Below are 20,536 nucleotides of genomic sequence, written 5' to 3'. Positions count from 1 at the left end.
GTTCAGTGCGAGCAGAGGAGCGGCAGGCCGTGCAGGCCGGCGCGCTCGAGCGTCCAGTGGTGGCGAAGGGCGTGCGGCGCCGCCGACGCGGGCGCCAGCGGCACGCCCGGCGGCAGCGCGGTGGCGCTGAAGGTATGCCAGTACAGCGCCGGCGCGGCGAGATTGCGCGTCGCCGCATCGGCGTAGAGGCAGGCCAGCGCCTTGCCGGTGTAGGCGCTGTCGGCGCGCGCACCGGCAGCGGCGGTGAAGCGCGCGACCGCGGCGGCGGCGGCATCGGTACGGCAGGCGTACTCGCCGCCGTAGAACTCGGTACGGATCACGACGCGCGCCAGCAGCGTTTCGGCTTCCGGCACGGCGACGCCGTGGCGGCGCAGCAGTACGGCGAGATCGGCGAGCAGACGACCGAGCCGCGCGCGGCCGGCGAGCGTTTCGCCAACCACCTGCACGGCGATCACTTGCGTCGGCAAACCGGCGAGCGCCAGGCCGGTGACGAGGCCGGCGACCGTGCCCATGCTGCTGAACGGCACATACAGGCTGCGCGGCGCCGGCAGTTCGCCGGCGTCGATCTGGCGGCGCAGCTCGAACGCCGCCTCGACGAAGCCGAGCGCGCCGAGCGCGTTCGAGCCGCCGGGAGCCATCCAGCGCGGCGCCCGGCCCTCGCGCGCCAGCCGCCGCAGCGAACGCGCCACGGCGGTCGCCGCCAGCGTCGCCGGACTGCCGCCCACGAACAGCTCGGCGCCGCAGTGCAGCGACACCGACAGATTGCCGACCACGTACGCGGCCGGGCATTGCGGCAGCAGGCCGGCAAGCGTCGACAGGCCGAGCTTGCGCGCGTGCCAGGCGGTCGCCGCGACGAAGTTGGAGCCGGCGTAGCCGAAGGCCAGCACCGCGCCGCAGCCGTCGCGCCGCGCCTCGCCGAGCAGGAAGTCGAGCTTGCGGATCTTGTTGCCGCCGTAGTCGGCGGCCGTCAGGTCGTCGCGCTTGACGTAGACCTGCGCCAGACCGGCGAGCGGTTGCACCGGCGTCGGCGCACCGAGCAGGCCGGCGCGCGGCAGCGCCGCCAGACGCGGCAGCGCCTCGCCCAGGATCGTCGACGTCGGCGCGCTCGTCATCGCGTCAGTGCTGCATCAGGCCCGGCACGCGCACCGGCTTGCGGCGCGGGAACAGGCGTTCGAGCACGACCGCGAAGGCCGGCAGCGCGGTGATCGCCATCAGCATGTTGACCATGAACATGAAGGTCAGCAGCTTGCCCATGTCGGCCTGGAACTTGAGCGCCGAGAACGACCAGGTGGCGACGCCGACCGACAGCGTGATCGCCGTGAACACCGTCGCCACGCCGGTCTCCGACAGCGCCTGCTCGAAGGCCTTGACGATGTCGAGCCCGTGCGCGAGATGCCACTGCAGGCGGTTGTAGATGTAGAACGCGTAGTCGACGCCGACGCCGACCGCGAGCACCATCACCGGCAGCGTCGAGATCGTCAGGCCGATGTCGCAGGCCTTCATGAACGCGTAGCCGATGAAGGTCGCCACCGTCAGCGGCAGGCAGCAGGCGATCATCGCGCGCCAGTCGCGGTAGGCCAGGAACACCAGGATCAGGATCGCTGCGTAGACGTACAGCATCATCGGCAGCTCGCTTTCCTCGAGCACCTCGTTGGTCGCCGCCTCGACGCCGACGTTGCCGCTGGCCAGGCGCAGCGTCGCGCCCTCGAACGGATGCGCGCTGCGGAATTCCTTGACCCTGGCGACGATGTTCTTGATCGTCGTCGCCTTGTGGTCGGCGAGATAGAGGTTGACGGCGAGCACGCTGCAGTCGCCGTTGCGGATGCCGCGGCTCTGCTGGAACTGGTGCAGGATGTAGCCGAGCGTGCGTCCGTCGCGCGGGATCGCCGCCATCTTCAGCTGGCCTTCGTTGAAGCCGGCGTTGTAGAGCTTGGCCATCGTCGCCGCCGACTCGACCGAGACCACGCCGGGTTCGCGGCTCATCTCCCAGCCGAACTCGTCGACATAGCGGAACAGGTCGCTGTTCTCGCAGGAATCGGCCGGCGCCTCGACCACGACCGTCAGCCAATCGAGGCCGATGTCGAAGTGCTCGGCGACCGATACCGAATCGAGGTTGTAGCGTGCATCGGGCCGCAGCTCCGCGGCGCCCGGCTGCAGGCTGCCGATGTGGCGGCCGTGGCTCAGCACGACGGCGGCGATGAACACGCCGAGCGTCAGCAGCGTGACGATCACTGCGTTGCGCGGCTCGGCGACGCGGGCGATCTTCTGCATCAGCACCGAACGCTGCTCGCGGCGCGCCAGCGCGCGCTCGGCGTAGTCCCGCGTGAAGCGGAAGTACGAGGCGGCGATCGGCAGCAGCACGAGGTTGGTGGCGATCTTGTAGCCGACGCCGATCGACGCCGTCAGCGCCAGCTCGCGGATCATCGGGATCGGCACCAGCATCATCGTCACGAAGCTGACCAGCGCCGTGGCCAGCGCCAGCGAGCCCGGGATCAGCAGGCCGCTGAAGCTCGCCCGCGCCGCCGCCTGCGAGTCGTCGCCGGCGGCGATCTGGCGGGTGATGAAGTTGATCTGCTGCACGCCGTGCGACACGCCGATCGCGAAGACCAGGAACGGCACCAGGATGGCGAGCGGATCGAGGCCGAAGCCGAGCAGGTGCAGCGTGCCGAACTGCCAGATCAGCGACACCAGCGAACAGCCGACCGGCAGCAGCGTCAGCGTCCACGAGCGGCAGTACCAGAACACCGCCAGCGCCGTCAGCAGCAGCGCGATGCCGCAGAACACCAGCACGCCGCTGGCGCCGTCGGCGATGTCGCCGACCACTTTCGAGAAGCCGATGATCTGGATCTCGACGTCGGCGTTTTCGAACGGCTTGCGGATCTTGTCCTCGAGCGCATGCGCGAGGGCGATATAGTCGAGCGGTTCGCCGCTGTGCGGATCGATCTCGTTGAGTTCGGCTACGACCAGCCCGCCCGCTCCATCCTTGGAGACGAGCAGGCCGCCGTACCCGCCAGCGATGACCCGATGGCGAATCTCGTTGATCACGTCGGGGGTCAGCGCTTCGGGCGTGATCGTGCCGCTGATCAGGGGCTCCGAGCGGAAACCGTCCTCGGTGATTTCGTTGTAGAAGACGTTCGGCGTCCACAGCGACATGACGCTGCCGCGGTTGACGCCGTCCAGGTAGGTGACCGCGTCGGTCACCTGCAGCAGGGTGCGCAGGTTCTGTTCGGTCCACAGGTCGCCGTGGCGCGCCCGCACGACGATGACGACGCGGTTGGCGTCGAACAGCTCGTTGCGGTACTTCTCGAAGGTCTCGATGTACTCGTGATGCTGCGGCAGCATCTTCTCGAAACCGGCCGAGATCCTGAGCTGGGCGGCGGCGAACGTCATCAGCACCGTCAGCACGACGGCGACGATGAGGACGAAGGCGCGATGCGCGAACAGCAGGCGCTCGAGCCTGGCGACGAAGCCGGTCATGGCGTACCGCCGGTGTGAACGAACATGCGGAGCGACATCAGAACGAGTAGGTGATGGCGAACGAGGCGAAGTCGCGGTCGCGGATCAGGTTGTAGTTGCCGCCGCCGTGGTACTGCGTGTACGCCAGCGAGGTGCTGAGCTGGTTGCCGCGGCGGATGAAGTTGAACGACAGCGTGTCGGCGATCGTGTCCGAGAGCCACGGCAGCGCGTTCGGCGAGTTGCCGTTGACGCCCTGCGCCAGATCGATCTGCGGCATGAAGGTCCAGCCGAGATTGAACACGTTTGGATACGAGACGTTGGTCGACAGCGTGTAGCCCCACGAGAACTTGTCCGGCAGGCCGTACGACGGCATCGACCACGGAATGCCGCCCTTGCGCTCCAGATCCGGGTAGTAGGTGCCGGACACTTCGAGCAGGATCATGCCTTCCGAGGCGCCGAGGCCCTTGAGGATGTAACGGCCGATGCCGTCGGCCGGCGACATCAGCTGCAGGCCGTTGATCGTCGCCTGCCACTTCTTCTCGTCGACCCAGCCCTTGCAGTACTTGCCGGCCGCTTCGCCGCCGCCGTTGACGCAGGCGTACGGCGCGCTGTTTTCGATGTTGCCGGTCGGCACCGAGGTGTCGATCATCACCGCCTGCTTCGGCTGGTAGGCGACTTCGGCGCCGATGCCCCAGGCGCCGAGCGTCGTCGACACCGACATGCCGAGCATGCGGCGATCGTCGGGATATTCGAGGCGGTAGCCGGCCGACACCGGGTTGTAGCTCGACAGCGAGTCGTTGACGACGTACGAGACGAACGGAACCTTCTCGTTGAACTCGACGTAGTAGAAGCCGAAGGAACCGTCGAACCACTCCGGGCGGTAGCGGAACGACAGGCCCCACTGGCCGTCGTCGCTGCCGGCCTTAGTACCCTGGTACGGCAGCGCCGAACCGTGGTCGCCGTACGCCAGGCGCACCAGCCACTCGGGGCGATTCAGTGCATCGGCCAGCCGTGCGACGACGACATCCGGATTCTGCAGCTGCGCGCGCGTCAGGCCGGTACCGCCCGGATCGCCGAGCGTGCCGTACGGCGCCTGGCCGAGCAGCAGCGTGCCGCCCGGAATCGCGGCGATGCCGGCGTTGACCTGCGAGGTCGGGATATACAGCGCGCGATCGGCGCCCTCGCCGGCGACGTCGGCCGACGAGAAGTACGTGCCGGCGGCGTCGAGCTGGAACGAATTCCACTTCCACTGCCAGTACGCTTCCATGCTCAGATCGTCGAGCACGTCGAGCGACAGCGACACCATCGGCGCCGGACGATACAGCTCCTTGAGCTGGGTGCCGGGCGTGTGCATGCGGCGCAGGTCGATGGCATTGATGGTGTTGACGCCACCGATCGTGAAGATGCCCTCGCCCCAGGTCAGCACCTGATTGCCGACGCGAATGCGGCCGTTGCGGTCGAAGATCGTGAAATTCTGCGAGACCCAGGCGTCGAGGAAGCGGTGATCGCGGACCGCGAGGTCCTTGCCTTCCTTGGTGATCTCGGTGCGGCGCGTATCGTCGATCTTGAAGTCGTAGAGCTCGGAATAGCGCACGAGCATGCTCGTGCCCCAGTCCGGCTGCTTGATGAAGAACTCGTGCAGGCCCTTGACCACGGACGAGACGATGTCGCCCTTCTTGTAGTTCTGGTCGCCGTCGTCGGCGTTGATCAGGTAGACGTCAGCCGAGGCCTCCGGCAGGTCCGCGGTGAGGCTGGCGCAGCCGCCGCTGTCGCGCGCGATGATCGTGCAGTCCGGCGATTCGGTGCGGACCTGCAGGCCGTACGACAGCACGCTGTCGAACGAGCCCTTGAAGTCGCCGTACTCGAAGCGGAATGCCTGCGCCTGCGGCGCGAAGCTCAGTGCGGCGGCGACCGCGACGGCGGAGCGCACGGCTCCGCCCATCGCGCCCGCCGTCATGCCGCGGATCTGCTTTGCCTTCATATCTCCCTGCCCCCAGGTTGATCGTCGATCAGCGCGAACCGGCGCGCTGCAGGTAGGACTCGGTGAACATGTCCGGCTTGATGCGGCCCTGCGCCGCCGCCAGCCAGTCGGTTTCCTTCTCGCCAAACACCATGACGTCGCCGAAGTAGCGGCCGCTGTTCAGGTCGTAGCTGAAGAATTCCTGATTGATGCAGGCACCCAGTTCCCAGGCCGGCAGGATCGAGCCTTCCTCGACGCGCGAGATCTTGCCCTGCGCGTCGTACAGGTCGGCGAGCAGGATGACCCAGCTGTCCTCGTCCAGATAGAACGTGCGCTTCGGCGCGGCGTGGCGCTGGCCCGGCTTGACGGTGGCCTCGACGACCCAGACGCGGTGCTTCTCGTAGCGGTAGGCGTCGCGGTTCGGATACTGCGGGCCGAACATCGTCTGCTGCGTGAAACGCTTCCTGTCGCGCAGCGCGAAGGTGTTGTACGGCACGTACATTTCCTTCTTGCCGACCAGCTTGTAGTCGTAGCGGTCGAGCATGCCGTTGTACATCCACGCCTGGTCGACGTAGTAGGTGTTCTCCAGACCCATCAGCGGCGCGTCGTACGCATAGGTCGACAGACGCTTCACGCGGCGCTGGCCCGGCATGTAGATCCAGCCCTCGTTCATCTTGTCGAGGTAGTAGATGCCGAGCGTGATCTCGCCGGTGCGCGCCGCCGGTTCGGTCACTTCCTGGATGAACTTGAACTCGACGCCGCCGACGTCGGTGATCGACTTGGCCTTCGGATTGCCGAACGGCGTCAGCATGCTCGAATCGATGCGGATCTTGACGAAGTCCGAACCGCCGCGACCCGGCGACAGCAGCGTGTAGTTCGGCTCGGTGCGGCCCTCGCCCATCCAGCGCAGCTTGTAGTTCCACAGCGCTTCGACGCCGGTCTTCGGCTGCGGGAACGGAAAGCCGGCCGGCTTGGCGGCGGCCAGTTCGTAGCCGTTGGCGGCGACCTTGGCGGTCTTCAGGTTTTCCTGCGAATTCTGGTAGACGAAGTCCGGATAGCCGCAGCTGCGGTGCGTCGGATAGACGTCGATGCGGTAGCCCGGCAGCGTGTTCAGCAGCTCGATCTGGCCGGCCGTGAGGTTGGCCTTGTACTGCGCCAGATTGGCCTTGCTGATCGAGAACAGCGGCTTCTCGCTCGCATACGGATCGGGCCGCGGCGTCAGCGGCTTCCAGCCGGCCGGCGGCTTCAGGTCGCCGCCCGTCCAGGCCGGAATGCTACCGTCGGCATTCGCGCCCTTTTCCGCGCCCACCGGCGTCAGATCGCCCGCCGCCATTGCCACCGCCGGCGCCAACAGCGCCGCCGCCATCATCAAGCTCAACGATTTCATCAAGATTCTCCCGTTCCCGGCGAGGCCTACGCAGGAGCCCCACACGATGGCGGCAATGTGACGTTTCGGCGTTGCGCGGCGCTTGACATTTGCCGCCAGCGCGACGCCGGCAGCGGCCCGCAAGTTGCTGTTGCAGCGGGCAATTCCGACGCGGCGCCAGCATCCGGCGGGGGTCGTGGACGGCATCCGACAGGCATCGTCAGGGCTTCCCCGACGGCGTTCCGTTGCACGGCGCGCGGCGCGACGCTCGCGCCGGGCGACGCCCGGCGGCAGCGCCGGCGCGGCGCCAGTGAGGGATGCCCCGGTGACGCGCGGGGCGGCGACCGGCTAGGCTCTCGGCGCCTCGCTCACCTGCAAGCCCCACCCATGTCCGAACGCCCGAACGCCTTCGTCACCCACACCCTCGACCGCACGCGCAGCCTGGAAGGCACGCCGCTCGCGAGCTTCAGCCGCCGCGCATGGGCCTGGCTGATCGACTTCACCATCATCGCCAGCGTCGCTCTGCTGTGGAGAGTCTGGATCGGCGACGGCCAGGGCAGCTTCAGCCCGTTCAGCAGCATCAGCGGCCTGATCTTCATCGTCGCCTACTTCGGCCTGACGACGTACTGGGGCCACGGCCAGACGCCGGGCAAGAAACTGCTCGGCATCCAGGTCATCTCGATCAGCCACGAGCATCTGTCGCTGTGGCACTGCATCGAACGCGCCCTCGGCTACGCGGCGTCGATGCTCGAAGCCGGCTTCGGCTTCTGGCAGTACTTCATTCACCACAACCGCCAGACGGTGCACGACCGCATCGCCGAGACCATCGTCATCCGCAAGCTGAAGACGCCGGCGCCCGTTCAGACCGAACCGGCCGCATAGGCCGGCGCGTAGAACACCGGCTCGGTGCGTTCGATGAACGGCGCCAGGCGCGCGCGGTGCGCGGCGAACAGTTCCCCGTCGCGAAAGCGCTCGAAAGCCGCGCGCGACGCGAACACCGAGACCAGCAAGGCCTGATCGCGCTCCAGCGCGCGATGCAGGCGGCTGCCGAGCAGGCCGTCGATGCGCCCGCGCATCGCCAGCAGCCCGTCGCGCTGCGCCGCGATGAAGGCGTCGAGCTGGCCGCGCTTGAGCGTGAAGGTGTTGACGACGATGAACGGCGCCGGCGTCTCCAGCTCCGGCGATTCCAGTTCCGGCGATGGCGTTTCCATGAATCGGCTCCTGCGTCTCGCAAAAGGAGCGCGCAGCCTAGGACCTCAAGCAAACTTGAGGTCAAGCCCCGTCACGGTGGCGGCGCGGCGCCCGCCTCCGCAGCCGGCGGCGGCGCCTCGCCGGCGCGCGGCGCCAGCGCCCGCGCGAAGAAGTCGAGGTAGGTGCGCCACAGGTGCAGCTGCTTGGCGTTGCCGCGGATGCCGTGGCGCTGACCCGGATAGGTCATCAGCTCGAACGGCGTGCCGCGCTGCTGCAGCGCCTCCATCAGGCGCGTCGAATTGGCGAACAGCACGTTGTCGTCGGCCATGCCGTGCACCAGCAGCAGACGGCCCGACAGCGCCGGCAGGCGCGGCAGGATGTCGGTGCCGCGATAGCCGTCCGGGTTGTCGGCCGGCGTGCCCATGTAGCGCTCGGTGTAATGCGTGTCGTAGAGCGAGAAGTCGGTCGGCGGACCGCCGGCGGCACCGGCGCGGATGCCGGCACCGGCTTCGGTCAGCATGCGCAGCGTCATGAAGCCGCCGTAGCTCCAGCCCTGGTAGCCGATGCGGTCGGCGGCGATGTAGGGCAGCGATTTCAGGTACTGCACGCCGACCATCTGGTCGCGCACCTCGACCGTGCCCAGATGCCGGTCGATCGCCGTCTTGAAAGCGACCGAGCGGTTGTCCGAGCCGCGGTTGTCGAGCTTGAAGACCACGTAGCCGGCGGCCAGCAGGAGCTGGTCGGCGAGCGGCCCCCATTCCTTCCTGACCTTCTGCACGTGCGGCCCGCCGTAGACCAGCACGATCGCCGGATAGCGACGCCGCGGATCGAAACCGGGCGGCGTCGACAGCGCGTAGTACAGCGGCGTGCCGTCGTCGGCGGCGAGCGTGCCGTACTGCGGCACGCGATGCGCATCGCGATACGGCGCGTACGGATGCGCGTCGTCGAGACGGTTTTCCTCGATCCAGCGCAGACGCCGGCCGAAGGCGTCGTACAGCGCCGTGCGCGGCGGCGTCGCCGGATCGGAATACGTGCCGACGAAACTGCGGCCGTCGCCGGCGAAGCTCGCGCTCCAGGTGCCGGCGCCATGCGTCAGCGCCTGCGGCGCGCCGCCGCGCGCGTACGACACGCGCCAGACCTGCCGCTCCAGCGGCGTGTCCTTCGATGCCAGGAAGAACGCCTGCTGGCCTCGCTCGTCGACGCCGAGCAGCGCGCTCACCGGCCAGTCGCCGTCGGTGATCTGGCGCTCCTGCGTGCCGTCGCCGCGGTACAGGTACAGATGGCGGTAGCCGGAGCGCTCCGAGGACCACAGGAAGCGACCGTCGGCGAGCGGCCGGAAATCGTCGTTCAGCTCGACCCAGTGCGGCGAGGTCTCGGTCAGCAGCACGCGGCAGGCGCCGCTGTCCGGCGCGCAGGCGAGCAGGTCGAGGCGGCGCTGGTCGCGCGTCTGGCGCTGCGCGTACAGCGTGCGGCCGTCGCGCGACCAGGCGACGCGCGCCAGATAGCGCTCGGCGTCCGGCGCGAGCCCGGCCTGCAGGTCGATCGCCGTGCGCCGGCCGTCGCCGACATCGGCGACGTAAAGCTCGACGCGCGCGTTCGGCCGGCCGGCGCGCGGATAGCGCTGCTGCACGATCGTCGTGCCCTGCGGCCCGAGGTCGAGGCGATCGATCAGATCGACGCCGGACTCGTCGACGCGCGCCAGCGCGATGCGGCGTTCGTCCGGCGACCACCAGTAGCCGCTGCTGCGGTCCATCTCCTCCTGGGCGATGAACTCGGCGACGCCCCACGACAGCGTGCCGCCGCCGTCGTTGGTCAGCGCCCGCGCCTCGCCGCCGGCGGCCGGCATCACATAGAGATTCTGCTCGCGCACGAACGACACCCAGCGGCCGCGCGGCGAGAGCTTGGCGTCGATCTCGTCGGCCGCCGTCGCGGTCAGACGGCGCGGCGTGCGCGTCGCGCGGTCGACGAGGAACAGATCGCCGTCGACCGGCACCAGCAGCGAGCGGCCGTCGTCGCTCCAGCGATAGTCGACGACGCCGCGCTGGCTGACGCGCTGGCGCTCGCGGCGCGCCTTCTCGGCCTCGGACAACAGCTTGTCGGGCGAGCCGAGCGCATCGGCGTCGACCAGACGGTACGGCTGACCGCCGCGGACGTTCACCGCCCACAGATCGAGCACGTTCTGGTTGTCATCCTTGGCCTTCAGGTAAGCGACGACACGTCCGTCCGGCGACAGCTGCACGCCGCGCGCGCTCGCACCGTTGAGGTCGGGATCGGCGAACAGACGCTCCGGCGTCAGCGACTCGGCACGCGCCGCGCCGCCGCACAGCAGCGCCAGGGCGCCGAGCAGCGCCAGACCGATGCGGCCGCGCCGCGCATGGATTCGAGACTTCATTCCCGCTCCGCTTCCTGATTCTTTAAGGTCCGCGCCGCGGCGCGATTCACAGCGGCGCGCAGGCGGCCTCCAGCCAGCGGCCGAAATCGCCGTCGGCGTCGGCCGCGAAGGCGCGCCGCACGCGCGCATGATAGTCGTCGAGCCAGGCGCGCTCGCCCGCTTCGAGCAGCGCCGCATCGATGCAGCGGCGGTCGATCGGCGCCAGCGTCAGCGTCTCGAAGCCGTGCATCGGCCGCTCGCCGCCGTCGACCGCGCAGGCCTCGCCGACCAGCACCAGGTTCTCGATGCGAATGCCGTAGGCGCGGCCGCCGTCGCCGCCGTCGCTGTAATAGCCGGGCTCGTTCGAGACGATCATGCCGGCGCGCAGCGGCGCCAGGCTGCCGACCTTGGCGATGCGCTGCGGGCCTTCGTGCACCGACAGGTACGAGCCGACGCCGTGGCCGGTGCCGTGGTCGTAGTCGAGGCCGTCGGCCCACAGCGCGGCGCGCGCCAGCGCGTCGAGCGCGAAACCCGGCGTGCCGGCCGGGAAGCGGGCGCGCGCCAGCGCGATGTGGCCCTTGAGCACCAGCGTGTAGCGGCGCCGCATGCGCGCGTCGGGCGTGCCGCAGGCGATCGTGCGCGTGACGTCGGTGGTGCCGTCGCGGTACTGCGCGCCCGAATCGAGCAGCAGGAACTCGCCCGGCTGCACGCGCCGATTGGTCTGCGCCTGCGGCCGGTAGTGGACGATCGCCGCGTTGGCGCCGGCGGCGGCGATGGTCGGGAACGAATGATCGAGCCACAGACCGCTCGCGGCGCGGAACGCCTGCAGGCGCGCGGCGATTTCCAGCTCGTCCGGCCATGCGGCCGGCGCGCGCGTCTGCAGCGCGCCGTCGAACCAGTGCAGGAAGCGGCTCAGCGCCAGGCCGTCGCGCTCATGCGCGCGACGCGCGCCGTCGATCTCGACCGCGTTCTTGCAGGCGCGCGGCAGCACGCACGGATCGCTGCCGAACTCGATGTCGGCGCGCGCCGCGCGCAGCGCGTCGACCAGCCAGGCCGAGGCCTGATCGCCGTCGACCAGCACGCGGCGCCCGGACAGCGCCGCCAGCGCGCTCGCGAGCGCCGTTTCCTCGCGCACGCTGACTTCGTCACCGAGCCAGGCGCGCAGCGCCGGATCGCACGCGGCGGCATCGACGAACAGCTCGGCGCGGCCGTCGCGATGCAGGATCGCGCGGCCGAGCGCCAGCGGCGTATGCGGCACATCGCGGCCGCGCACGTTGAACAGCCAGGCCAGCGACGCCGGCGCGGCGACCAGCAGCGCGTCGAGCCCGCCGGCCGCCAGCTGCGCGGCGAGGCGCGCGCGCTTGGCGGCCGAGGTCTCGCCGGAGAACGCCGGCGGCTGCGGCTCGACCGGATGGCGCCGGCGCGGCGGCCGCGCCGCGCCCCAGACCGTGTCGACGAGGTTCTCGTCGACGGCCACCAGCTCGCCGCCGGCGCGGTACGCAGCAGCACGCAGCGCCGCCATGCCGCGCGCGCTGTGCAGGCGCGGATCGAAGCCGATGCGTTCGCCCCTGGCGAGCCGCTCGCCGACGTAGCGCGCCGCCGCCTCGTCGTCGAGCGGCAGGAGCTCGAACGCGCCGGCATCGACCTGATGCCGCGCCTGCAGCGTGTAGCGGCCGTCGACGAACAGCGCCGCTTGCGTACGCAGGATCGCGGCGACGCCGGCCGAGCCGGTGAAGCCGCTGATGAAGGCCAGGCGCTCGTGCGCCGGCGGCAGGTATTCGTTGCGGTATTCGTCGTCGTGCGGCACCACGTAGGCGGCAAGCTTGTGGCGCGCCATCGCCGCGCGCAGCGCTGCGAGGCGCGCGGCGGCGGTGTCGACTTCGGCGGCGGCCAGCGCCGGCAGGGCCGGAACGGAAGCGCTCATGGGGTTCTCCGGTTCAGATCGGCGCCAGCCGGCTGAGGTGGCGCGCGTAGAGCAGATAGACGGCCAGGCCGAGCGCGTTCCAGACGAAGAAGAAGCGGATCGTCTCGCCCGGCAGGCTGGCGAACAGGTACAGGCAGCCGGCGATCGCGAGCAGCGCGACCAGCGGCCACAGCGGCGTGCGGAAGCGGCGCGGCCGCTGCGGCTCGCGCAGGCGCAGGATCGCCATCGCCGCGGCGGTGGCGATGAACGCGCACAGCGTGCCGGCGTTGGCGAGCGCGACGATGCGCGCCAGCGGCATGAAGCCGGCGAGCGTCGCGGCGATGACGCCGGTCAGCACCGTGACCGCGACCGGTGTGCCGCGCGTGGCGTGCACGGCGGCGAGCCGGCGCGGCAGCAGACCGTCGCGCGCCATCGCGAAGAAGACACGGCTCTGGCCGTACATGAAGGCCATGATGACGGTCGGCAGCGCGATCACCGCCGCCGCGCCGATCGCCACCGCCGCACCGGGATGGCCGAGCGCGCGCAGGATCTGCGCCAGCGGCTCACCACTGCCGGCGAAGGTATCGACCGGCTGCGCGCCGATCGCGCTGGCGGCGACCGCCATGTAGATCAGCGTGCACAGCAGCATCGAGCCGACGATGCCGATCGTCAGGTCGCGGCCCGGATTCTCGGCTTCCTCGGAGGCCGTCGAGATGGTGTCGAAGCCGTAGAACGCGAAGAAGATGATCGAGGCCGCGGCGATCACGCCGACCTTGACGCCATCGACCTCGTGCGCGGCGAAACCGTGCGGCATGAACGGCGTGAAGTGCGCGACGTCGAAGGCCGGCAGGCACAGCGCGACGAACGCCGCCAGCGCCGCCAGCTTGACCAGCACCAGCACGAGATTGATGCGCGCGCTTTCGCGCGTGCCGAGTGTCAGCAGGCCGGCGACGGCCAGCGCGATCAGCACCGCCGGCAGATCGACCAGGCCACCATTCGCCGGCGCCGTCAGCAGCACCTCCGGCACCGGCCAGCCCGCCTGGCGGATCAGCCCCGACGCATAGCCGCCCCAGCCGACGGCGACCACCGAACAGACCAGCGTGTATTCGAGGATCAGGCTCCAGCCGACGATCCACGCCCAGCCCTCGCCGATCACCGTGTACGTGTAGGTGTAGGCGCTGCCGGCGACCGGGATCATCGTCGACATTTCGGCATAGGCCAGCGCCGCGCAGGCGCAGACGATGCCGGCGATGACGAAGGACAGCATCGCCGCCGGCCCGGCCAGCGCCGCCGCCTCGCCGGTCAAGGTGTAGATGCCGGTGCCGACGATGCCGCCGACGCCGAGCGCGACCAGATGCGGCCAGGACAGCGAACGTTTCAGCTGCGACGCGCCGTCCGCACGCTGCGCCGCCGCGGCCACCCACGGTCGACGACGATTCCAGAACGACATCTGCCTCCCCTGCCTCTGCTTCACAAGCGGCTCCCTCCCCGACGCGGCGCGGCCGCAGGAATCATTCGTTCGGCTGCGCCGCCTGCTGCGCCGCGATCCAGGCATCGACCTGCCGCTCCAGCACCGACAGCGGCAGCGCGCCGTGCAGCAGCACCGCGTCGTGGAAGCCGCGTTCGTCGAAGCGATCGCCGAGCACGCCTTCGGCCTTGCGGCGAAGTTCGACCAGTTTCAGCTCGCCGATCTTGTACGCGAGTGCCTGACCCGGCCACGACACGTAGCGCTGCAGCTCGACCTCGATGTTCAGCGGCGACAGCGCCGTGTTGTCGGCGAAACAGGCGCGCGCCTCGTCCAGCGTCCAGTGCTTCCAGTGGATGCCGGTGTCGGCGACCAGCCGGCAGGCGCGCCACATCTCGTACGACAGCCGTCCGAAGCGCTCGTAAGGATCGCGGTAGATGCCCATTGCTTCGCCGAGCCGTTCGGCATACAGGCCCCAGCCCTCGCCGTAGGTCGTCACGTAGAGATTGCGGCGGAACTTCGGCGCGTCCGCCTGCTCCTGCGCCAGCGCCACCTGCAGGTGATGGCCGGGCACGCCCTCGTGCAGGACCAGCGCCGGCAGCTCGTACAGCGGCCGCTGCTCGAGATGCGAGGTGTTGATCATCAGGCCGCCGGCGCGATGCTGGCGCGGATCGCCGCTGAAGTAGCGGCCGGTCGTGTAGCCGTCCTCGATCTCGGCCGGCACCGGGCGCACGCCGTACGTCAGGCGCGGCAGCGTGCCGAAGTGCGCCGGCAGCTCGCCGTCGATGCGCTTGGCGATCTCGGAGGCCTTTTCGAGCAGCTGCTGGCGCGACGTCGCGTAGAAGCGCGGCTCATGGCGCAGCCAGGCGATGAACGCGGCGAGCGTGCCGTCGAAACCGGCCTCGCGCATCGTCCGTTCCATCTCGGCGCGAATGCGCGCGACTTCCTGCAGGCCGATGTCATGGACCTGATCAGGCGTCAGATCGGTCGTCGTATGGCGACGCACGAGAAAGGCGTAGTACGCGCGGCCGTCCGGCAGATCGGACGCGGCCAGACTCTGCGCCGCGTGCGGCAGGTACTCGCGCGCCATGAAGCGCGCGAAGTCGCGCCGCGCCGGCTGTACGCCGTCGCGCACGAGCTTCTCGCCCTGCGCCAGCAGTTCGGCGCGCCGCGCCTCGGACAGGCTCGCCGGCAGCGCGCGCAGCGGCGCCAGCAGCGGATCGTCGTCAGGGCCCAACGCCGCGGCGCTGCGCGCGCGCTTCAGCACCGCCTCGGCGGTCGGCTGCGGCTGCACGAAACCGGTCTTGATGCCGCGCCGCGCGTTGGCGATGTTCTGCGCGTACCAGCGCGGCACTTCGGACAGCAGCTGCAGCCAGGCTTGCGCCCTCTTTTCGTCGGCGAGCGGCTGACTGGCGCGATACAGCAGCGTCACGTCGAAGCCGCCGTCGCTGTTGAACGGCAAGCGCGCTTCGTCGAACGGCAAGGCATCGAGCCAGCCGGCGATCGTCCAGCGCAGCAGTTCGTGCGTGAGGCGCTCGTCGGCCGACAGCGCCGCCGGCTCGATCGTCGCGAGCGCCGCGTCGACCTCGCGCAGCGTCGCCGTGCAGGCACGCTCGGCGGCAGGGCTCACGTCGGGCAGCTGGCGGCGGCCGGGCTCGGCGGCGTCCGGGCTGTCCTCGTCCTCGTCGCGCACGCAGTCGGCGGCCTCGTAGGCCTGCACGGCGGCCTGCAGCGACGGCGGCGGCGCGGCGTACGCGGCGGCGACCCACGCCATGGTCAGCAACCAACAGCAGACGATCTTTATCAGCATGCTCGCGTTCTTCTTTTTTCCGTGCGCGTCACAGGCGGAAGTCCTGCGCCCACTTTCGTCATGACGTGCGTAGCGCAGCCCAGCCCCTCGCAGGAGGCAATCCGCTGGCGCCGCCGGACCGGGCCCCGGACCGGGCCCGGACCGGATGGCTTCGCCGCTATGCGCCACACCATGACGGACGTGGAATTCCTGCGCGATCTTGCATTACAGCGTACGCGTCCTCAGGCGTCGAGGCTCAGCAGCGCAGCGTTGCCGCCGGCCGAGGTGGTATCGACCGACAGCGTCCGCTCGGTCGCGAAGCGCAGCAGATAGTGCGGACCGCCGGCCTTCGGCCCGGTGCCGGACAGGCCCTCGCCGCCGAACGGCTGGCTGCCGACGACGGCGCCGATCATGGTGCGGTTCACGTACAGGTTGCCGACCCGCGCGTGAGCGCGAACCTCATCGAGCGCGCCCGAACGGCGGCTGTGCAGACCCATCGTCAGGCCGTAGCCGCTGGCGTTGACGCGCTCGACCATCTGCGCGAGCTCGCCGGCCTGCCAGCGCACGACGTGCAGCACCGGGCCGAACACCTCGTCGCGCAGATCCTCGACCGCGTCGAGCAGGATCACCGTCGGCGGCACGAAGTGGCCGCGCTCGCAGCCGGCCGGCAGCGCGCACTGCGCGACGATGCGCTCGCGCTGCGCGTCGAGATGCGCGAGCAGGCGCGCCTGCGCGGCAGCGTCGATCACTGGCCCGACGTCGGTCGCCGGCTGCGCCGGATCGCCGATCGCCAGCGCCGCCATCGCGCCGCGCAGCATGTCGAGCACGGTGTCGGCGATGTCGTCCTGCAGGCACAGCAGGCGCAGCGCCGAGCAGCGCTGGCCGGCGCTCTGGAACGCCGACACCAGCACGTCGGCGACGACCTGCTCCGGCAGCGCGGTGGAGTCGACGAACATCGCGTTGAGGCCGCCGGTCTCGGCGATCAGCGGCACCAGCGGCCGCGTCTCGTCGTCGAGCAGCGTGCGCGCGATGCGGCGCGCGGTCGCGGTCGAGCCGGTGAAGGCGACGCCGGCGACGCGGCGCTCGGCGACCAGCGCCGCGCCGACCTCCGGGCCGCCCGGCACGAGATGGATCGCATCGGCCGGCACGCCCGCCTCGCGCAGCAGGCGCACGGCTTCCGCGGCGATCAGCGGCGTCTGCGGCGCCGGCTTGGCGACAACCGTGTTGCCGGCGACCAGCGCCGCGGCGACCTGACCGATGAAGATCGCCAGCGGAAAATTCCACGGACTGATGCAGGCGAACACACCGCGTCCGGCCAGACGCAGCTCGTTGCGCTCGCCGGTCGGCCCCGGCAGCGCCTGCTGCGCGAACTGCGCGCGCGCCTGCTGCGCGTAGTAGCGGCAGAAATCGACCGCCTCGCGCACCTCGGCGAGCGCATCGGGCACGCTCTTGCCGGCCTCGCGCACGGCGAGCGCCATCAGCGTCTCGCGCTCATGTTCGAGCAGGTCCGCCGCGCGTTCGAGACAGGCCGCGCGCGCCTCGACCGGCGTCGCGTCCCAGGCGGGCTGCGCGCGCGCCGCCAGGGCAACGGCGTCGGCGACGTCGGCCGGCGTCGCCGCCACCACTTCACCGACGACGCGTCCGCTGTCGGCCGGATCGCGCAACGCCTGTGCAGCGCCGTCGCGCCGCGCCGCGCCGATCCACGGCGCCGCGCGCCACGGCCGCGCCCAGGCCGTGCGCATCGCCGCCTGCAGCGCGTCGAGGGTGGCGGCGTCGGACAGATCAAGTCCGGACGAATTGCGGCGGGTGCCGAAGATCTGCAGGGGCATGGGAATTCCGGGATTGGGCTGGAGCTGCGCCGCCTCGACGGCGGCGACCGGATCGGCGAGCAGCTGATCGTCGTCGAGCGCGCGATCGGCGAGCTGGTGCACGAAGCTGCTGTTGGCGCCGTTTTCGAGCAGGCGGCGCACCAGATACGCGAGCAGCTCGCGATGGCCGCCGACCGGGGCGTAGACGCGCGCCGCGTAGCCGCGTTCGTCGATCAGCGCTTCGTAGAGACCGACGCCCATGCCGTGCAGGCGCTGGAACTCGAAGTCGCGGCGTGCGCCGGCCCATTCGAGAATGGTCGCGACGCTCAGCGCGTTGTGCGTGGCGAACGCCGGATAGAGATGCGGCGAGGCGAGCATCGCCTTCGCGCAGGCCAGATAGCTGACGTCGGTCGCCGCCTTGCGCGTGAACAGCGGATAGTCCGGCAGGCCGCGTTCCTGCGCGCGCTTGATCTCGCTGTCCCAGTACGCGCCCTTGACGAGGCGCACGGTGAGCCGGCGCCGCGTCGCCGCGCCGAGCGCATCGGCCCAGTCGATGACGGCGCGTGCGCGGCGCTGGTAGGCCTGCACCGCTAGACCGAGGCCGTCCCAGCCGGCGAGCGCCGGATCGGCGGCGACGGCGGCGACGATGTCGAGCGACATCTCCAGACGCTCGCTCTCCTCGGCGTCGATCGTCAGACCGATGCCGCGCGCCGATGCCGCGCGCGCCAGCTCGACGACCCTGGCCGTCAGCTCCGGCACCGCCTCGGCGGCGTGGAAGACCTCGTAACGGCAGTGCAGCGCCGACAGCTTCACCGACACGCTGTCGCGCGCCGGCAGCTCGCGATCCGCGTGTGCGGCGGCACCGACGGCGTCGATCGCGCGCCGGTAGGCCTCGAAGTAGCGCTGTGCGTCGTCGCGCGTGCGCGCCGCCTCGCCGAGCATGTCGAACGAGTAGCGAAAGCGCGCGTTGTCCTTGCGTCGCGCCGTGCGCAGCGCCTCGCCGATGTCGCGACCGAGCACGAACTGCTCGCCCATGATCTTCATCGCCACGGCGACGCCCTGCCGCACGGCCGGCTCGCCGAGCCGCGCGACGGCGCGCCGCAGCGCGCCCGCCTGCGGACCGTCGCCGAGCAGCGCCCGCGCCGTCGCCAGCGCGTCGGTGGCGCGATTGACGAGGAACGAATCCGACGCGCCGCGCTGCGCGGCCCAGTCGCCGCCGGCCAGCTTGTCGCGGATCAGGGCGTCGGCGGTCACCGCGTCCGGCACGCGCAGATAGGCCTCGGCCAGCGCCAGCAGCGCGACGCCCTCGGCGGTGTTCAGCGGGTACTGCTGCAGGAAGCGGTCGATCCAGCCGCCGTGGCGCGGATCGCGCAGGCGGGCCAGCAGCGCGCCGGCCTCGGCGCGGGCCCGCGCCGCCGCCTCGGCGCTCAGGCGCGCGGCCGGCAGCAGTTCGGCGAGCAGCTCGGGTTCGGCGCGGCGATAAAGGCCCGGCAGGCGACTTCTCGCGGCGGCCAGATCGGCGGACAGGGGCACGGACGGCGACATGGCTTCTGATTCAATGAAGAATCCACATCGTATTCATGGCATCGCCGAATGTGCTTGGTATTTTGACGAGGCTTGCCGAAGACGAATATAAGGATCGCTGTCATTATCGAACGATGATTCGGCCATGATCGACGAAACCGACCGCCGCCTGCTGCGCGCGCTGCAAAGCGACGGGCGCATCACCAACCAGGACCTCGCGCAGCGCTGCAATCTGTCGCCGGCCGCCTGCCACGAGCGCTTCAAGCGCCTGCGCGAGCGCGGCTACATCACCGGCTTCACCGCCCTGCTCGATCCGGAAAAACTCGACCGCGCGCTGCTGATCTTCGTCGAGATCCTGCTCGACCGGACGACCGGCGACGTCTTCGAGGCCTTCGCCGCCGCGGTCCGCAGCACGCCGGAAATCCTCGAATGCCACATGGTCGCCGGCGGCTTCGACTACCTCATCAAGGCGCGCGTGCAGGACATGGCCGCCTACCGCGATTTCCTCGGCGCCACGCTCGTCAACATGCCCGGCGTGCGCGAGACGCGAACCTATGCCGTGCTCGAGGAAGTGAAGTCGACGGTGGCGCTGCCGATCTGAAGATCTGCGGCCGGCGCTGGCGCGAAACTTGCCGTCCCGGCACATCGCCCACCGACTCGCCCACCCCATGCGCGCCTTCTCCGCCCTGCCCGCGGCCCTGCTCTGCCTCGCCCTGTCCGGCGCCGCCTTCGCGACCGAAACGACCATGACCGCCGACGCACTGATCGCCAAGCTGAAGATGGAAAAGATCCCGGACGAGGGCGCGTGGTTCGCGCCCGGCTGGCGCTCCGCGGTGCGGCTGCCCGGCACGGCGCTGCCGGAACGCTACGGCGCGGCGACGCGCGATCTCGGCAGCTCGATCTACGCGCTGGTGACGCGCCGCGATTTCTCGGCGCTGCACCGGCTGCGCATCGACGAAACCTGGCACTGGTACGCCGGCGATCCGCTCGAACTGCTGCTGCTGCGCGCCGACGGCACCAGCGAACTCGTCGTCATGGGCCCGGACGTGCTCGGCGGGCAGCGGCCGCAGTACACGGTGCCGGCCGGCACCTGGATGGGCGCGCGGCCGCTGCGCGACGCGGCGGACGCGTACACGCTGTTCGGCTGCTCGCTGGCGCCCGGCTTCGACTACGCGGACTACGAGCCCGGCTATCGCGACGCGCTGCAGAGCGCCTATCCGGCGCAGGCGCCGCGCGTCGCCGCGCTGACGCGCGCCGAATTCGCGGAGGCGCCGCAAGCCGCCACGGGCACCGCCGCCGTGCCGGCACCGTCGCCGACCGTCTTCGCCACGGCCGACGTCGCGGCGGTCGAGATCGCCGCCGGCGTGACGCTGCGCGAGCTGATCGGCCGGCAGGCGCACGCGCGCAGCGCCGACTACAGCGTCGCGCGCTTCACGCTGGCGCCGGGCAAGAGCACCGGACGCAGCTACAACCGCGTCGGCGAGGAATTCTTCCTGATCGTCTCCGGCCGCGGCACGGTCGAACTCGACGGCGCGCGCTCGGCGGTCGCGGCCGGCAGCGTCGTCGTCATCAAGCCCGGCGTGAAGCACGCGCTGGACGCGAGCGCGCATGAGGGCCTCGACTTCTACGCCGTGACGCTGCCCGCGTTCAGCCCCGACGACTACGTGCGCGTCGAGTAGCACGTTCCGGCCCGGACGCGGAGC

General features: G+C 70.5%; 13 protein-coding genes. 3 read left to right on the top strand and 10 right to left on the bottom strand.

Translation table 11 applies throughout. The features are described from left to right. Positions 1-2: 2 nt before the first annotated feature. The 4 genes from K343_RS23350 to K343_RS0108985 are packed head-to-tail and all read right to left on the bottom strand — an operon-like array spanning position 3 to position 6,803. Positions 3-1,112 (bottom strand): 1-aminocyclopropane-1-carboxylate deaminase/D-cysteine desulfhydrase, encoded by a 1,110-nt coding sequence (locus K343_RS23350; RefSeq protein WP_051278086.1) that lies wholly within the window; start codon positions 1,110-1,112, stop codon positions 3-5. 4 nt (positions 1,113-1,116) lie between these two features. Beyond that, positions 1,117-3,477, bottom strand: coding sequence for an efflux RND transporter permease subunit (locus K343_RS0108995; protein WP_028007789.1), 2,361 nt, complete (start codon positions 3,475-3,477; stop codon positions 1,117-1,119). A gap of 37 nt (positions 3,478-3,514) precedes the next feature. Beyond that, positions 3,515-5,437 carry a DUF1302 domain-containing protein gene (locus K343_RS0108990; RefSeq protein ID WP_051278085.1) on the bottom strand — a complete coding sequence of 641 codons (1,923 nt, stop codon included), beginning with the start codon at positions 5,435-5,437 and terminating at the stop codon, positions 3,515-3,517. A 28-nt stretch (positions 5,438-5,465) separates the two neighbouring features. Beyond that, positions 5,466-6,803 (bottom strand): DUF1329 domain-containing protein, encoded by a 1,338-nt coding sequence (locus tag K343_RS0108985; protein ID WP_245585153.1) that lies wholly within the window; start codon positions 6,801-6,803, stop codon positions 5,466-5,468. A gap of 366 nt (positions 6,804-7,169) precedes the next feature. On the opposite strand from K343_RS0108985, the gene K343_RS0108980 reads away from it, so the two are divergent. Further along, positions 7,170-7,664, top strand: coding sequence for an RDD family protein (locus K343_RS0108980; protein ID WP_028007786.1), 495 nt, complete (start codon positions 7,170-7,172; stop codon positions 7,662-7,664). Here K343_RS0108980 and K343_RS0108975 read toward each other — a convergent pair. The 6 genes from K343_RS0108975 to putA all read right to left on the bottom strand — a co-directional run bounded on the left by K343_RS0108975 (position 7,643) and on the right by putA (position 18,854). Continuing rightward, positions 7,643-7,993, bottom strand: coding sequence for an antibiotic biosynthesis monooxygenase family protein (locus K343_RS0108975; RefSeq protein WP_028007785.1), 351 nt, complete (start codon positions 7,991-7,993; stop codon positions 7,643-7,645). The genes K343_RS0108980 and K343_RS0108975 overlap by 22 nt on opposite strands. Before the next feature lie 71 nt (positions 7,994-8,064). Further along, on the bottom strand, positions 8,065-10,365 hold the full coding sequence (locus K343_RS0108970; protein WP_051278084.1) for a S9 family peptidase: 2,301 nt from the start codon (positions 10,363-10,365) through the stop codon (positions 8,065-8,067). A 46-nt stretch (positions 10,366-10,411) separates the two neighbouring features. Continuing rightward, positions 10,412-12,268 (bottom strand): aminopeptidase P family protein, encoded by a 1,857-nt coding sequence (locus K343_RS0108965; protein ID WP_028007783.1) that lies wholly within the window; start codon positions 12,266-12,268, stop codon positions 10,412-10,414. Between the two features lie 13 nt (positions 12,269-12,281). Further along, positions 12,282-13,697, bottom strand: coding sequence for an amino acid permease (locus K343_RS21510; protein ID WP_043112347.1), 1,416 nt, complete (start codon positions 13,695-13,697; stop codon positions 12,282-12,284). A gap of 61 nt (positions 13,698-13,758) precedes the next feature. Then, the gene (locus tag K343_RS0108955; RefSeq protein ID WP_245585152.1) at positions 13,759-15,522 is read right to left on the bottom strand and encodes a DUF885 domain-containing protein; all 1,764 of its coding nucleotides are present in this window, start codon (positions 15,520-15,522) and stop codon (positions 13,759-13,761) included. Between the two features lie 221 nt (positions 15,523-15,743). After that, positions 15,744-18,854 carry a bifunctional proline dehydrogenase/L-glutamate gamma-semialdehyde dehydrogenase PutA gene (gene putA, locus K343_RS0108950; protein WP_028007781.1) on the bottom strand — a complete coding sequence of 1,037 codons (3,111 nt, stop codon included), beginning with the start codon at positions 18,852-18,854 and terminating at the stop codon, positions 15,744-15,746. Between the two features lie 124 nt (positions 18,855-18,978). Between putA and K343_RS0108945 the strand changes: the two genes are divergently transcribed. Then, on the top strand, positions 18,979-19,434 hold the full coding sequence (locus tag K343_RS0108945) for an Lrp/AsnC ligand binding domain-containing protein (RefSeq protein WP_051278083.1): 456 nt from the start codon (positions 18,979-18,981) through the stop codon (positions 19,432-19,434). 67 nt (positions 19,435-19,501) lie between these two features. Continuing rightward, entirely contained in the window at positions 19,502-20,512 is a 1,011-nt protein-coding gene (locus K343_RS23345) for a cupin domain-containing protein (protein ID WP_084615785.1), read from the top strand. Positions 20,513-20,536: the final 24 nt, after the last annotated feature.

The sequence above is a fragment of the Solimonas flava DSM 18980 genome, from assembly GCF_000426685.1.
Lineage (GTDB): Bacteria > Pseudomonadota > Gammaproteobacteria > Nevskiales > Nevskiaceae > Solimonas > Solimonas flava.
The sequence above is the reverse complement of the archived record's forward strand: the minus strand, read 5'-3'. Positions and strand labels throughout refer to the sequence as shown.

Excerpts from the sequence above, each read along its gene's own strand:
- putA (WP_028007781.1), bottom strand. The coding sequence starts at position 18,854 with ATGTCGCCGTCCGTGCCCCTGTCCGCCGATCTGGCCGCCGCGAGAAGT.
- K343_RS23345 (WP_084615785.1), top strand. The coding sequence starts at position 19,502 with ATGCGCGCCTTCTCCGCCCTGCCCGCGGCCCTGCTCTGCCTCGCCCTG.
- K343_RS0108975 (WP_028007785.1), bottom strand. The coding sequence starts at position 7,993 with ATGGAAACGCCATCGCCGGAACTGGAATCGCCGGAGCTGGAGACGCCG.
- K343_RS0108970 (WP_051278084.1), bottom strand. The coding sequence starts at position 10,365 with ATGAAGTCTCGAATCCATGCGCGGCGCGGCCGCATCGGTCTGGCGCTG.
- K343_RS0108990 (WP_051278085.1), bottom strand. The coding sequence starts at position 5,437 with ATGAAGGCAAAGCAGATCCGCGGCATGACGGCGGGCGCGATGGGCGGA.
- K343_RS0108945 (WP_051278083.1), top strand. The coding sequence starts at position 18,979 with ATGATCGACGAAACCGACCGCCGCCTGCTGCGCGCGCTGCAAAGCGAC.
- K343_RS21510 (WP_043112347.1), bottom strand. The coding sequence starts at position 13,697 with ATGTCGTTCTGGAATCGTCGTCGACCGTGGGTGGCCGCGGCGGCGCAG.
- K343_RS0108995 (WP_028007789.1), bottom strand. The coding sequence starts at position 3,477 with ATGACCGGCTTCGTCGCCAGGCTCGAGCGCCTGCTGTTCGCGCATCGC.
- K343_RS0108955 (WP_245585152.1), bottom strand. The coding sequence starts at position 15,522 with ATGCTGATAAAGATCGTCTGCTGTTGGTTGCTGACCATGGCGTGGGTC.
- K343_RS0108985 (WP_245585153.1), bottom strand. The coding sequence starts at position 6,803 with ATGAAATCGTTGAGCTTGATGATGGCGGCGGCGCTGTTGGCGCCGGCG.
- K343_RS23350 (WP_051278086.1), bottom strand. The coding sequence starts at position 1,112 with ATGACGAGCGCGCCGACGTCGACGATCCTGGGCGAGGCGCTGCCGCGT.
- K343_RS0108965 (WP_028007783.1), bottom strand. The coding sequence starts at position 12,268 with ATGAGCGCTTCCGTTCCGGCCCTGCCGGCGCTGGCCGCCGCCGAAGTC.
- K343_RS0108980 (WP_028007786.1), top strand. The coding sequence starts at position 7,170 with ATGTCCGAACGCCCGAACGCCTTCGTCACCCACACCCTCGACCGCACG.